This is a genomic window from Arthrobacter sp. V1I7, assembly GCF_030817015.1.
Taxonomy (GTDB): Bacteria; Actinomycetota; Actinomycetes; order Actinomycetales; family Micrococcaceae; genus Arthrobacter.
The window spans coordinates 2104070-2118050 of sequence record NZ_JAUSYS010000001.1 but is presented as its reverse complement, the minus strand read 5'-3'; the positions used below and the strand labels follow the sequence as shown (position 1 = coordinate 2118050).

The following is a 13981-nucleotide window of genomic DNA, read 5'->3' as shown; positions in this document are numbered from 1 at the left end:
TAGCCCGTAGCGACTTGTAACAAAGCTCACAATTCGCGCCGTCGAGCCCGAATCGTGGACAGCCTGCCCCCGCACTTGCGGGGGCAGGCTCAGTTAAACGTAAGATAGGTCACGGAAGGCGGTTAGCCTTCAGCAATGTGGCTGGTCGCCCTCCGATCTGGTAATCATCTCTGCCCAATGGCGTGCGGGATCTGTTAGTTGGCTTGAACGCCCGCTCAACTAGTCGTGCTTGCAAAAGCACCAAGGAGACTGAAAACGTGACGACCCGTATTGGTATCAACGGCTTCGGCCGCATCGGCCGCAACTACTTCCGTGCCGCCCTGGCCCAGGGTGCAGACCTTGAGATCGTTGCAGTCAACGACCTCACCAGCCCGGAAGCCCTCGCCCACCTGCTCAAGTACGACTCTGTCGGCGGGCGCCTGCAGGAGACCATCGAGGTCAAGGACGGCAACATCGTCGTCGACGGCAACATCATCAAGGTCCTCGCCGAGCGCGATCCGGCAAAGCTTCCCTGGGGCGAACTCGGCGTCGACGTCGTCATCGAGTCCACCGGCTTCTTCACCAAGGCTGCGGATGCACGGAAGCACATCGACGCCGGCGCCAAGAAGGTCCTGATATCCGCTCCGGCCTCCGATGAGGACATCACCATCGTGATGGGCGTCAACGACGGTCTTTACGACCCGGCCGCGCACCACATCATCTCCAACGCGTCCTGCACCACCAACTGCCTCGGCCCGCTGGCCAAGGTCATCAACGACTCGTTCGGCATCGAACGCGGCCTGATGACCACCATCCACGCCTACACTGCCGACCAGAACCTGCAGGACGGCCCGCACCAGGACCTCCGCCGCGCCCGCGCCGCCGGCGTCAACATGGTCCCCACCTCCACCGGTGCCGCCAAGGCAATCGGCCTGGTCCTGCCGGAGCTCAAGGGCAAGCTTGACGGCTACGCCATCCGCGTCCCGGTCCCGACCGGTTCCGCCACCGACCTCACCGTCACCGTGGCCCGCGAAACCACGGTCCAGGAAGTCAACGCCGCCCTCAAGGCCGCTTCCGAAACCGACGCGCTCCGGGGCCTGCTGACCTACACGGACGAGCCGATCGTCTCCTCCGACATCGTCGGCGACCCGGCGTCGTCGATCTTCGACTCCGGCCTGACCAAGGTGATCGGCAACCAGGTCAAGGTTGTTGCCTGGTATGACAACGAATGGGGCTACTCGAACCGCCTCGTGGACCTTACGGAGCTTGTCGCAGCCAAGCTGGGCTAGGGTAAGACACATGACATTCCACACCCTCAACGAACTGATCGCTGATGGTGTCCGCGGGCGGTACGTTCTGGTCAGAAGTGACCTGAACGTGCCGCTCGACGGCTCTACAGTGACTGACGATGGCCGCATCAAGGCCTCCCTGCCAGTGCTGGCGAAGCTCACGGACGCCGGTGCCCGCGTACTGGTCACAGCACACCTCGGCCGCCCCACGGGCGCCCCGGAAGAGAAGTACTCGCTCGAGCCCGCCGTGTCGCGGCTGGCCGGGCTTGCTTCGTTCAAGGTCTCTCTTGCGAAGGACACCGTCGGCGAATCGGCGAAGGAACTCGCTGCTGCGCTGCAGGACGGCGAAGCCCTCGTGCTCGAGAATGTGCGCTTTGACCCCCGCGAAACATCCAAGGACGACGCCGGGCGCGGTGCGTTCGCGGAGGAACTGGTGGCCCTGACGGGATCCAACGGCGCCTTCGTGGACGATGCCTTCGGCGCGGTGCACCGGAAGCATGCCAGTGTGTACGACGTCGCCACCCGGCTGCCGTCCTACCAGGGCGACCTGGTCCGCACGGAGGTCGAGGTGCTGCGCAAGCTCACCACGGAAACCCAGCGCCCCTATGTCGTCGTCCTGGGCGGCTCCAAGGTCTCGGACAAGCTCGCCGTGATCGACAACCTGATCGGCAAGGCTGACACCATCCTGGTGGGCGGCGGCATGCTGTTCACCTTCCTCGCCGCCGCGGGCCACAAGGTGGCAGGCAGCCTGCTCGAAGAGGACCAGATCCCGGTGGTGCAGGATTACCTCAAGCGCGCCGCGGATGCCGGAACCGAATTCGTTGTCCCGACCGACGTTGTCGTGGCCAGCAAATTCGCCGCCGACGCGGAGCACGAGACAGTCCGTGCCGAAGCGATCGAGGACAGCAGCTTCGGCAGCCAGGGCATCGGCCTGGACATCGGCCCGGAATCGGCGGCCGCGTTCGCGGAACGGATCAAGGGCGCCAGGACGGTGTTCTGGAACGGTCCGATGGGCGTTTTCGAGTTCCCGGCGTTTGCCGCGGGCACCCGGGCCATCGCCCAGGCCCTGACGGAAACGAATGGGTTCACGGTCGTCGGCGGTGGCGACTCCGCCGCGGCGGTGCGGACCCTCGGCTTCGCCGATGACCAGTTCGGGCACATTTCCACCGGCGGGGGCGCCAGCCTCGAATACCTTGAAGGCAAGGAACTCCCGGGCCTGAGCGTCCTGGACCGCTAAGTACTGGACCGCTAAGCACTCCAGCCGGCAGCGCGCCCGTCCCGCACTTCGCGGAGCGCAACTCCACGGGCGCGCCGCCGGCTGTTTCCCTGACTGACTAATTTAATCCGCACCTTTTGGAGACCATGTGACCACGTCCACCAACGGCAAGTTCGACCGCAAGCCCTTCATCGCAGGCAACTGGAAGATGAACATGGACCACGTCCAGGGCATCACCCTCCTGCAGAAGCTGGCCTGGACCTTGTCCGACGCCAAGCACGACTACAGCCGGGTGGAGGTTGCGGTGTTCCCGCCGTTCACGGATCTCCGCGGCGTCCAGACCCTCGTCCAGGGCGATGAGCTGGACGTTGCCTACGGCGGCCAGGACCTCTCGCAGTTCGACTCCGGTGCCTACACCGGCGACGTTTCCGCCCAGTTCCTCGCCAAGCTCGGCTGCCGCTATGTCCTGGTGGGCCACAGCGAACGCCGCACCATCCACAACGAGTCCGATGAGGTGCTCAACGCCAAGACGAAGGCCGCCTTCCGCCATGGCCTGACACCGGTGCTCTGCGTCGGCGAAGGCCTGGAGGTCCGGCAGGCCGGCACCCACGTGGAGCACACCCTGGCCCAGCTCCGCACCGACGTCGAAGGCCTTCCGCCCGAGCAGGCCGCCGACCTGGTTGTCGCTTACGAACCGGTCTGGGCGATCGGCACCGGCGAGGTCGCCGGGCCCGAGGATGCGCAGGAGATGTGCGCCGCCATCCGCGCCGAACTGGCCACCCTCTTCGGCGCGGACGTTGCCGCGAAGACCCGGCTGCTGTACGGCGGTTCGGTCAAGGCCAACAACGCGGCGTCAATCCTCAAGGAACGCGACGTGGATGGATTGCTGGTCGGCGGTGCCAGCCTTGATGCTGCCGAGTTTGCTAATATTGTCAGGTTCGAGAGTCATTTGCTGACGGATTAGTCCGGACACAGCTTTGACCCCCGCAATCCAATCCTTCTGAAAGGCCGTCGTGGACGTTCTTCATGTCATTCTGCAGGTCCTCCTGGGCATTACCAGCCTCCTGCTGACTTTGCTCATCCTGCTCCATAAGGGGCGTGGCGGCGGCCTGTCCGACATGTTCGGCGGCGGCATGAGCTCCGGACTCAGCTCGTCCGGTGTGGCCGAACGGAACCTCAACCGCTTCACGGTCATTCTGGGTATCACCTGGGGTGTGGTGATCATCGCCCTCGGCCTGCTGATGCGTTTCAGCACCGGAGCCGATTCCTAGGAATTCTTCTCCAAAAATTCCATATGCGGCCCTTATGGCCCTCCCGGCATCGGGAACTCCGAACTACACTGTCGCTGGTTGCATGCACATTGCAACAGTCCAGTAGCCAGGAGTTCCCGATGCTGCATTCTGCTTCCGGATTCAGGGGCATCCGCGTTGGTGCGACCGAAGGGGCCCCGCCCCGCCACGAGCCACTGGGCGGGGCTGGCGTAGGCCAGCCCCGCCTCCGTGTCTCCTACCGGTGCGCCAAGGGCCACGAGACTGCCCTCGTGTTCGCCCAGATGCCCGAGGAACAGCTTCCCGGAGTCTGGGACTGCCGCCGCTGCGGCTGCACCGCCACGCGCGACGAGGCCCAGTTCGGCCTTGAGGAATCCCCGGTGGAAGGCTATAAGAGCCACCTGGAATACGTTAAAGAACGGCGCTCCAGCCAGGACGCCGAAGACGTGCTGGCTGGAGCGCTGGAGCGACTACGAGCCGGACGCACCCTTCCTGACTAGCTGCGCCGGGACGCGTGCGGCCGCGTTTTCGTCGATCAGCCACAGGGTTTCCTTCCGGCCACGGGGACCGGCCGCCGGAACCTGCACCGGATTCGCACCGGCGAGTGCCAGCCCCACGGCGCCGGCCTTGTCCTCGCCCGCTACGACCATCCACACTTCCATGGCCGTATTGATTGCCGGCAGGGTCAAGGAGACCCGGCCCGGCGGCGGCTTGGGCGAATTGCGGACGCCCACTACCGTGAGCTCCTTCTCGCGGATGCCCGCCTGCTCGGGAAACAGGGACGCCACATGCGCATCCGGTCCCACACCCAGCAGGACGATGTCGAAGCGGGGGAGCGTGCCGGGGTTTTCCAGCCGGTCGTCGGACATGTCGGCGGCGTGTTCGGCCGCTGCGGCTTCGCCGAGCCGGCGGGCGTAGTCTTCAGCGGCCTCTTCCGGAGTGCCGAATTCCCCTGCCGCTCCCGGTACGTGCACCCTGGCGGGATCCACCGGGATGTGAGCGAGCAACGCCTCCTGCGCCTGCCGCGCGTTGCGGTCGGCGTCGTCGGCGGCGACAAAGCGTTCGTCGCCCCACCAGAAATTGACCTTTGACCAGTCGACGGCGGGGGCCGCCGGTGACTCTGCCACAGCCTTGAGCGAACCGATTCCCATCGTGCCGCCGGTAAGTACCACAGTCGCCTCGCCGTGCTTGTCCTGGATATCCACGAGCTTGGTTATCAGGCGGGCCGCGATCGCAGCCATCAGAACGGTCGAGTCGGGATGGATGCTTACTCTGGGATCATCGCTCACTGGGACGGACACTCCTTAGGTTCGTGCGTGGAAGTCCCATAGTAATCACTTCACCGAACACTTCGTCCGGATCCAGCCGGCGCAGTTCTTCGGCCAGGCAGTCCTTGAGGTTCCGGCGCGGCAGCGAAATGCGCTGCGCGGGCTGTCCGGGTTGCGTCAGCTCGGCCACCGTCAGGGCCGGGCGGAACAACTGGATGTCACCGCCGGCGCGGCTCAGGCGCACCCGCCGGATGCCCGTGCCGGCCGGATCCGCCACGATCGTGACCGGAACGTCCAGGGCCAGCGTGAGCCAGGCCGCGAGCAGAACCGTGCTGGGGGAGTCCGAGGCGCCTTCGACGGCGACGGCCGTCACCGGTGAGTCGTCCACCTGGTCCAGGGCCGCAGCCAGCTGGATCCGCCAGTTCGTCAACCGGGTCCAGGCAAGGTCCGTGTCACCGGCCTTGTAGGTACGCCGGATGTTGTCCAGGGCAGCCTGCGGTTCCGGCTCGTTGGCGGAATCGGTGATCCGACGGTGCGCGATCCGGCCGATCGATGTCTCGCAGGCGTTCTTCGGTGCTCCGTGCGGCCACCACGCCACGATCGGCGCGTCCGGCAGCAGGAGCGCGGCCACGAGCGACTCGCTTTCCTCCGCGAGTTCACCGTAGCCGCGGAGCAGGATCACCTCGGAGGCGCCGGCGTCGCCGCCGACCCGGATCTGGGCATCCAGGCGGGTCGGGGCCGAGGAACCGGCGTCGGCGAGGACGATGATCCGGCAGGGGTGCTCCCGGCTGGCCTCGTTGGCGGCCTCAATCGCCTCCTCCTCCAGTCCGGACTTGGTGACGACCACGAGGGTCAGGACCCGGCCCAGGGCAATCACGCCGCCCTGCTCACGCAGCGCCATGATCTTCTTGGAGATCTTGGAGGTTGTTGTATCGGGAAGATCTACGATCATGGCCTTCTCCAGGTTCGTCCGTCACGGGCAAGCAGCTCGTCCGCCGAAGGAGGTCCCCAGCTGCCGGGGGCGTAGGGCTCCGGCCGTTCGTCCAGGCCGGCCCAGTACTCCTCGAAGGGGTCCAGGATCTTCCAGGACAGCTCGACTTCCTCGTGCCGGGGGAAGAGCGGCGGCTCGCCCAGGAGCACATCGAGGATGAGCCGTTCATAGGCTTCCGGGCTGGACTCGGTGAAGGAATGGCCGTAACCGAAGTCCATCGTGACGTCGCGGACTTCCATCTGCGTGCCCGGGACCTTGGAACCGAAACGGATCGTGGCGCCCTCGTCGGGCTGCACCCGGATCACCACGGCGTTCTGGCCGAAGTCGTCCTCACCGTGGTCCGTGAAGAGCAGGTTCGGGGCGCGCTTGAGCACCACGGCGATCTCCGTCACCCGGCGGCCCAGCCGCTTGCCTGCCCGGAGATAGAACGGCACACCGCTCCAGCGGCGGGTATTGATGTCCACCCGGATCGCCGCGAACGTCTCCGTTTTGGAGTCGGCCGGAATGCCCTCTTCCTCCAGATACCCGACCACCTGCTCACCACCCTGCCAGCCGCCGGTGAACTGGCCGCGGGCGGAATGGCTGGACAGATCCCGGGGCAGCCGGACGGCGGCGAGGACCTTTTCCTTTTCGGCGCGGAGATCATCCGCGTTAAAGGAGATCGGTTCCTCCATGGCCGTCAGCGCCAGCAGCTGCAGCAGGTGGTTCTGAATGACGTCGCGGGCTGCGCCCACGCCGTCGTAGTAGCCGGCCCGGCCGCCGGTGCCGATGTCCTCGGCCATGGTGATCTGGACGTGGTCCACATAGTTGGCGTTCCACAACGGCTCAAAGAGCTGGTTGGCGAAGCGCAGCGCCAGGATGTTCTGCACCGTCTCCTTGCCGAGGTAATGGTCGATCCGGAAGACCGCGTCCGGCGGGAACACCGACTCGACGATGTCGTTGAGCTGCCGGGCCGACTCGAGGTCGTGCCCGAACGGCTTTTCGATGACCACCCGGCGCCACTTGTCACCCTCCGCCTGGGCCAGTCCGTGCTTCGAGAGCTGACGGCAGACCAGCTCGAACGCGTTCGGCGGGATGGACAGGTAGAACGCATGGTTGCCCCGCGTTCCGCGATGCTCGTCCAGCTCGTAGAGCGTCTTGCCGAGCCGCTCAAAGGCGTCGTCGTCGTCGAACTCGCCCTGCACAAACCGGATGCCCTCGGACAGCTGTTCCCAGACCCTTTCGTCGAAAGGCGTGCGGGAATACGCGATGACGGACTGCTTCACCTGCGCGGCAAAGTCGTCATCGTCCCACTCCCGTCGGGCAAAGCCCACCAGGGCAAAGCTCGGCGGCAGCAGTCCGCGGTTGGCGAGGTCATAGACGGCCGGCATGAGTTTCTTGCGGGCGAGGTCCCCGGTCACTCCGAAGAGGACCAGCGACGACGGCCCGGCGATGCGGTTCAGGCGGCGGTCACGGGGATCCCTGAGCGGGTTCTGCACCCGGCCCGGGGAATTCCTACCGCCGTTGTAGGTTTCTGGCATTGTTCGTAAGTGCCTTAGCTTTCGGTGGAGGATACTGCCTGGCCGGCCAGGGCCGCGACCAGTTCCTGCAGCTGGCGCACGCCGGAGACGCGGTCCGTCAGGTGCAGGCGGAGGACCGGACGGCCGTGTTCGCTGAGTACCTGCGCGTCGCCGGCGGCCTGGGCGGAGATCAGTTCGCCGAAGCTGAAGGGGAGGCCCGGGATGGCAAGATCGGTTCCAGCCGCGGCCGTCACCTGCAGGAACACGCCGATCGCGGGTCCGCCCTTATGGAACTGCCCGGTGGAGTGCAGGAACCGCGGACCCCAGCCGAACGTGACCGGACGCCCGCTGCGCGCCGCCAGCTGGTCCCGGACACCTTCCAGGGACGCGTAGGCGAGACGGTCAAAGTAGGCCTGGACGCTCAGGTAGCCGTCCGGGCCAAGTTCTCCCAGCAGTGCGCTGACGGCTTCGGCTGCCGTGCCGGCACCGCCAAGCCATTCCCCGCCGCGGACCTCGATGGCGCCGTCCGTATAGTTCGCCGGGGTCGGCTCCGGCTGGGCGTCCAGCAGCCCGCGCGCCGCGACCTTAGCGGTCTCGACATCGGGCTGGTCGAAGGGGTTGATGCCGAGCAGGCGGCCGGCCACCGCGGTGGCGAACTCCCAGGCCATCATCTGGGTGGGGAGCCCGCCCGCGATGGCCACCTCGTTCTCACCGAGTTCGATACCAGCATCCGCGGCGACGAGGCGGATCACGAGCACGTCGGGAGCGCCTGCGGTGGCTTCCGGCGAATCCGGTCCGGCGACGACCGGCAACACACCGGTGCCGAGCTTCCCGGTTGATTCGGCGATGAGCTGTTCGGCCCAGTCGGCGAAGCCGGCAATGCCCGAGCCGTCCTCGGCGATGACGATCTTGTTGCGCAGCGGGTGGGTGCCGCCCAGCGCCGTACCGAGGGCGAGTCCGATGTTCTCCTCGGAGTCATCGTTGAGAACCTCGGCGGCTTCCTCGGCCTCGTCCAGGAAGGCCTGGATGTCGACGCCGGCAAGACCACAGGGCACCAGCCCGAACGCGGTGAGGGCAGAGTAGCGGCCACCGACGTTCGGATCGGCGTTGAAGACGGCACGGTAGCCGGCCGCGCGGGCGGACTTGTCCAGCGGGGAACCAGGATCCGTGACGATGATGATCCGGTTCCTGGCGTCAAGGCCGGCTTGGGTGAAGGCGTGTTCGAAGATCCGGCGCTGCGAGTCCGTCTCCAGGGTGGAGCCGGACTTCGAGGACACCACGATCGCGGTTTCGGTCAGCCGGTCCGCCAGCGCGGCCGCGACCTGATCGGGGTCGGTGCTGTCCAGCACGGTCAGCTCCACGCCGGCGGTCCCGGCAATCACCTCGGGGGCCAGCGAGGATCCGCCCATACCGCACAGGACAATCCGGTGGACGCCCTCGGAACGGAGGGCGTCGCGCAGCGTCAGGATGTCCGCAACGAGCGGCTGCGAGACCGTGGCAGCCTCAACCCAACCGAGCCGGACGGAAGCCTCCGCTTCGGCGTCGGGACCCCAGAGCGTGGGGTCCTTGGCAAAGATCCGGGTGGCAACCTTGTCCGCCAGCAGGGCCGGGAGGTGCTGTTCGTGGGCCTGGCGGGCAGCGCCCGTGGCGTCGTAGCTGAGAGTCGTCATCGTGGACTAGGCGTCCTTCCGTGCGGCGGCAAGGGCGCCCTCGACGTCGGCCAGCAGTTCCTTCCAGCTGGCCACGAACTTGTCGAGGCCTTCGGACTCGAGCACCGCGACGACGTCGTTGTAGGAGATGCCCAGCGCGTCGAGCGCGTTGAGGGTGGCGTTGGCGTCGGCGTAGCCGCCGGTGATCGTGTTCCCGGTGACCACACCGTGGTCGAAGGTGGCGTCCAGGGTCTTCTCCGGCATGGTGTTCACGACGCCGGGGGCGACGAGTTCCGTGACGTAGAGGGTGTCCGGGTAGGCCGGGTCCTTCACGCCGGTGGAGGCCCACAGCGGGCGCTGGGGCAGCGCGCCGGCTTCGGCCAGGAGCGCCCAGCGCTCGGTGGCGAAGAGTTCCTCGTAGACCTGGTAGGCGAGGCGGGCGTTGGCGACGCCGGCCTTGCCCTTGAGGGCGCGGGCCTCGTCGGTGCCGATCGCGTCGAGGCGCTTGTCGATCTCCGAGTCCACGCGGGAGACGAAGAAGGAGGCCACGGAGTGGATCCTGGCGAGGTCATGGCCGTTGTCCTTGGCCTGCTCGAGGCCGGACTGGAAGGCGTTGATGACGGCGCGGTAGCGCTCCAGGGAGAAGATCAGCGTCACGTTCACACTGATGCCGGCCGCGATGGTGGCGGTGATGGCCCCGAGGCCTTCGAGCGTGGCGGGGATCTTGATGTGGACGTTTTCCTTGTTGACCTGGCCGTGGAGTTCCTTGGCCTCGGCGATGGTGCCGGCGGTGTCCCAGGCCAGGCGCGGGTCGACCTCGATCGAGACGCGGCCGTCGACGCCCTTGGTGGCAGCGGCCACCGGGGCGAACAGGTCGCAGGCGTCGGCGACGTCGGACGTCGTGATCGCGAAGACGGTCTCCTCGACGCTCGCGCCGGCGGCGGCCTTGGCGGCGATGAGGGCGTCGTAGTCGTGGCCGGTGGTGATGGCCGCGTGGAAGATGGACGGGTTCGTGGTGACCCCGACGACGTTCTTCTCTTCGATCAGCTTACGCAGCGTGCCGGTGGCGAGACGGCCGCGGGAGAGGTCATCGAGCCAGATGGAAACGCCGGCGTCGGAAAGCTGCTGGGTGGGGGTGGTAGTCATGTGAAGCTCCTGAAAGTCTGGGGCCGCCGCCGGCAGTTGGGGCGGCGGCCCGGAAAACGGGGTGGAAATCAGGCGGAGAGGCCGGCGAGGGATTCCTTGGCGGCCGCGGTGACGGCTTCGGCGGTGATGCCGAACTCCTGGAAGAGGCGCTTGTAGTCGGCGGAAGCGCCGAAGTGCTCCAGGGAGATGGAACGGCCGGCGTCGCCGACGAATTCCTTCCAGCCCAGCGCGAGGCCGGCTTCAACCGAAACGCGTGCCTTGACCGCGGCGGGCAGGACGGCCTCACGGTAGGCGCCGTCCTGCTTGTTGAACCATTCCACGCAGGGCATCGACACGACGCGGGTGGGGATGCCCTCGGCCTGCAGGGCGTCCCGGGCGTTGACGGCGAGCTGGACCTCGGAGCCCGTGCCGATCAGGATGACCTGCGGCTCGGCGGTGGCGCCGTCGGCGGAGGCTTCGGCCAGGACATAGCCGCCCTTGGCGACGCCGGCGGTGGAGCCGAAGGTATCGCCCTCGGCCTCGCCGGTGCCGCGGGCGTACGTCGGGATGTTCTGCCGGGTCAGCACGATTCCGGCAGGGTTTTCGTGGTTTTCCAGCATGACCTTCCAGGCCGCGGCGACCTCGTTGGCGTCGCCGGGGCGGACGACGTCCAGGCCCGGGATGGCGCGGAGCGACGCGAGCTGTTCGACCGGCTGGTGGGTGGGTCCGTCTTCGCCCAGGCCGATCGAGTCGTGCGTCCAGACATACAGTGACGGCACACCCATCAGGGCGCCGAGGCGGATGGCCGGGCGCTGGTAGTCGCTGAAGATGAGGAACGTGCCGGAGAACGCGCGGGTGCGGCCGTGCAGGGAAATGCCGTTCACGATGGACGCCGCGGCGTGTTCGCGGATGCCGAAGTGCAGCACCCGGCCGTAGGGGTTGCCCTTCCAGGCCGCGGTCTGCCGGGACGCCGGAATGAACGACGGCGCGCCTTCGATCGTGGTGTTGTTCGACTCGGCGAGGTCGGCGGAGCCGCCCCACAGCTCGGGCATGACCGGGCCAATCGCGTTCAGGACCTTCCCCGACGCGGCACGGGTCGAGACGTCCTTGCCGGCGTCGAAGACGGGGAGGGCGGCGTCGAGTTCGGCCGGGAGCTTGCGGGCCTCGACGCGCTCGAGCAGGGCGGCGCCCTCGGGGTTGCCGGCCTGCCAGGCCTCGAACGCCGCCTGCCATTCGCTGCGGGCGGACGCGCCGCGCTGCAGGACTTCCCGGGTGTGGGCCAGGACGTCGTCGTCAACCTGGAAGGAACGCTCCGGGTCGAAGTCCAGCACCTTCTTCAGTGCCGCGACTTCCTCGGCGCCCAGGGCGGAGCCGTGGATCTTGCCGGTGTTCTGCTTCTTCGGTGCCGGGTAGCCGATGATGGTCCGCAGCGACACGATGGACGGCTTGTTCGTTTCGGCCTTCGCGGCAAGGAGGGCGGCGTGGAGTTCCTGCACATCCTCCTGGTATTCGCCGGTGCGGGTCCAGTCCACGCGCTGGACGTGCCAGCCGTAGGCCTCGTAGCGGCCCAGGACGTCCTCGGTGAACGCGACATCGGTGTCGTCCTCGATCGAGATGTGGTTCTCGTCGTAGATCACGACGAGGTTGCCGAGTTCCTGGTGCCCCGCGAGCGAGGACGCCTCAGAGGTGACGCCTTCCTGCAGGTCGCCGTCGGAGGCGATCACCCAGATGGTGTGGTCGAACGGGCTGGCACCTTCGGCGGCGTCGGCGTCGAACAGACCGCGCTGGCGGCGCTGTGAGTAGGCGAAGCCGACCGCGGACGCCAGGCCCTGGCCCAGCGGGCCGGTGGTGATCTCCACGCCGGCGGTGTGCTTGTACTCCGGGTGGCCCGGGGTCAGCGAACCCCAGGTGCGCAGCGCCTGCAGGTCCTTCAGCTCCAAGCCGTAACCGGAGAGGAACAGCTGGATGTACAGCGTGAGGGACGTATGGCCGGGGGAGAGGATGAAGCGGTCGCGTCCCAGCCAGTCCGGGTTCTTCGGGTCATGCCGCATCAGCTTCTGGAACAACAAATACGCGGCCGGAGCCAGGCTCATCGCGGTGCCGGGGTGGCCATTACCGACCTTCTCCACAGCGTCCGCAGCAAGCACGCGGACAGTGTCCACCGCACGCTGATCCAAGCTGGTCCATGACAGGTCTTGCTCTTCCAAATGTGGCACGAAAACCGGGCCCCTCTCTGTGCTGATGGCGGGTGGACTGGGCAGTTCCGTCCGGGCACAGTTCGGTGCCCGCTGAGGTACGTACCAGCCGTTCACCATCGAAACGTTGATCTATCATTCAGTCGCGTGGGCAGCTGCCAGTGTGCAAACACACACCTGAGCAGATCCGGGCCGGCATTCCGACTGCCGCCCGTGCGCGCTGATCTGCAGATAGCTTAGCCCTATTCCGCCTGTCGGGTGCCGTATATCTCACTAATTGGACCGGATTTCGGCTTATATGAATCACCGCCCGTCCCGGCGGCGGTGAGACAGCGTTAACCGGCCGGAAATCAGGGCCCGTCCGGGCGGACCCGGGGGCCGTGGGGCCGTGGGGCCGTGGGGCCGTGGGGCCACGGTATGATGGTTCGTGGCTACCCAGGGGGGCGAGGACACGCCCGTACGTTGCGCGTGGACCCCTTCGATATGCAACGCGCGTTGCGAAACCGGCCGGACTGAACAGCCAGACAGAACAGAGTGACTGCCATCGTGAGCACAACCGATACGCCGCTGAACGCCCCTCCGATCCCCGCTGGGATCGGCTTCTCCCGCAAGGCCAAGGCCTACCTGGCGCTCACGAAACCCCGCGTCATTGAACTTCTGCTCGTCAGCACGCTGCCGACCATGATCTATGCGGAGCGCGGTTTTCCGCCTATCGGGTTGATCCTGGCTACGCTCGTGGGCGGCGCCTTCGCCGCCGGGAGCGCCGGTGCCTTCAACTGCTACATCGACCGCGACATCGACAAGCTCATGCACCGCACGGAGAACCGGCCGCTGGTGACGGGCGAAGTCACGCCCCGCGAGGCGCTGGTCTTCTCCTGGCTGCTGGGCGCCGCCGCGATCGCGATCCTTTGGTTCGGGGCCAACCCGCTCTCGGCATGGCTCGGTCTCGGTGCCATCGTCTTCTACGTGGTCATCTACACCATGATCCTCAAGCGCCGCACCGCGCAGAACATCGTCTGGGGCGGGGCCGCCGGCTGTTTCCCCGTGCTGATTGCCTGGGCAGCCGTGACCAACACCGTGGAGTGGCCCGCCGTCGTGCTCTTCATGGTGATCTTCCTCTGGACCCCGCCGCACTACTGGCCGCTCTCGATGCGCTACGGCGAGGACTACCGGAACGCCAACGTGCCGATGCTTGGGGCCATCGCCGGCGCCAAGGTCGTCTCGGTGCAGGTTGTCCTGTACGCCTGGGCCATGGTGGCGTGTTCCCTGCTGATGATTCCGGCCGGCGGCGCCGGCTGGGTCTACACCGTCACCGCCGCCGTCGCGGGGGCCTGGTTCCTCTACGAGTCACACGCCCTGTACCGGCGTGCGCAGGGCGGGGATGTGTCCAACAAGGGCGCCATGAAGGTCTTCCACGGCTCCATCAGCTACCTGACCCTGTTGTTCATCGCCGTGGCCGTGGACCCGTTTGTCGGTTCCGCCATCGTCGGAGGCTAAGCACC

The 13981-nt window shown here is 66.9% G+C and carries 12 protein-coding genes; 6 read left to right on the top strand and 6 right to left on the bottom strand.

Going from position 1 to position 13981, the window contains the following annotated elements; genetic code table 11:
- Positions 1-257: 257 nt before the first annotated feature.
- The 5 genes from gap to QFZ69_RS09885 all read left to right on the top strand — a co-directional run bounded on the left by gap (position 258) and on the right by QFZ69_RS09885 (position 4252).
- The gene (gene gap / locus QFZ69_RS09905; RefSeq protein ID WP_306917736.1) at positions 258-1268 is read left to right on the top strand and encodes a type I glyceraldehyde-3-phosphate dehydrogenase; all 1011 of its coding nucleotides are present in this window, start codon (positions 258-260) and stop codon (positions 1266-1268) included.
- Positions 1269-1278: 10 nt separating this feature from the next.
- A complete protein-coding gene (gene pgk / locus QFZ69_RS09900; protein WP_306917734.1) occupies positions 1279-2505 on the top strand; it encodes a phosphoglycerate kinase in 1227 nt (408 codons plus the stop codon).
- A gap of 127 nt (positions 2506-2632) precedes the next feature.
- A complete protein-coding gene (gene tpiA, locus QFZ69_RS09895; RefSeq protein WP_306917733.1) occupies positions 2633-3448 on the top strand; it encodes a triose-phosphate isomerase in 816 nt (271 codons plus the stop codon).
- 49 nt (positions 3449-3497) lie between these two features.
- Positions 3498-3755 carry a preprotein translocase subunit SecG gene (gene secG / locus QFZ69_RS09890; protein WP_018772994.1) on the top strand — a complete coding sequence of 86 codons (258 nt, stop codon included), beginning with the start codon at positions 3498-3500 and terminating at the stop codon, positions 3753-3755.
- Between the two features lie 119 nt (positions 3756-3874).
- A complete protein-coding gene (locus QFZ69_RS09885) occupies positions 3875-4252 on the top strand; it encodes an RNA polymerase-binding protein RbpA (RefSeq protein WP_306917728.1) in 378 nt (125 codons plus the stop codon).
- Here QFZ69_RS09885 and pgl read toward each other — a convergent pair.
- The 6 genes from pgl to tkt form a co-directional block, all read right to left on the bottom strand.
- Entirely contained in the window at positions 4223-5041 is an 819-nt protein-coding gene (gene pgl, locus QFZ69_RS09880) for a 6-phosphogluconolactonase (protein ID WP_306917726.1), read from the bottom strand. The genes QFZ69_RS09885 and pgl overlap by 30 nt on opposite strands.
- On the bottom strand, positions 5031-5972 hold the full coding sequence (locus QFZ69_RS09875; protein ID WP_306917724.1) for a glucose-6-phosphate dehydrogenase assembly protein OpcA: 942 nt from the start codon (positions 5970-5972) through the stop codon (positions 5031-5033). Before QFZ69_RS09875 ends, pgl begins: the two co-directional genes overlap by 11 nt.
- Entirely contained in the window at positions 5969-7531 is a 1563-nt protein-coding gene (zwf, locus tag QFZ69_RS09870) for a glucose-6-phosphate dehydrogenase (protein ID WP_306917722.1), read from the bottom strand. Before zwf ends, QFZ69_RS09875 begins: the two co-directional genes overlap by 4 nt.
- Before the next feature lie 14 nt (positions 7532-7545).
- Positions 7546-9180 carry a glucose-6-phosphate isomerase gene (locus QFZ69_RS09865; protein ID WP_307000080.1) on the bottom strand — a complete coding sequence of 545 codons (1635 nt, stop codon included), beginning with the start codon at positions 9178-9180 and terminating at the stop codon, positions 7546-7548.
- A 6-nt stretch (positions 9181-9186) separates the two neighbouring features.
- Complete coding sequence (tal, locus tag QFZ69_RS09860; RefSeq protein WP_306917721.1) at positions 9187-10305, bottom strand: transaldolase; 1119 nt, start codon at positions 10303-10305, stop codon at positions 9187-9189.
- Positions 10306-10373: 68 nt separating this feature from the next.
- Complete coding sequence (gene tkt, locus QFZ69_RS09855; protein ID WP_306917719.1) at positions 10374-12491, bottom strand: transketolase; 2118 nt, start codon at positions 12489-12491, stop codon at positions 10374-10376.
- A gap of 522 nt (positions 12492-13013) precedes the next feature.
- Between tkt and QFZ69_RS09850 the strand changes: the two genes are divergently transcribed.
- Positions 13014-13976 (top strand): heme o synthase, encoded by a 963-nt coding sequence (locus tag QFZ69_RS09850; protein WP_306917717.1) that lies wholly within the window; start codon positions 13014-13016, stop codon positions 13974-13976.
- The last annotated feature ends 5 nt before the right edge of the window (positions 13977-13981 follow it).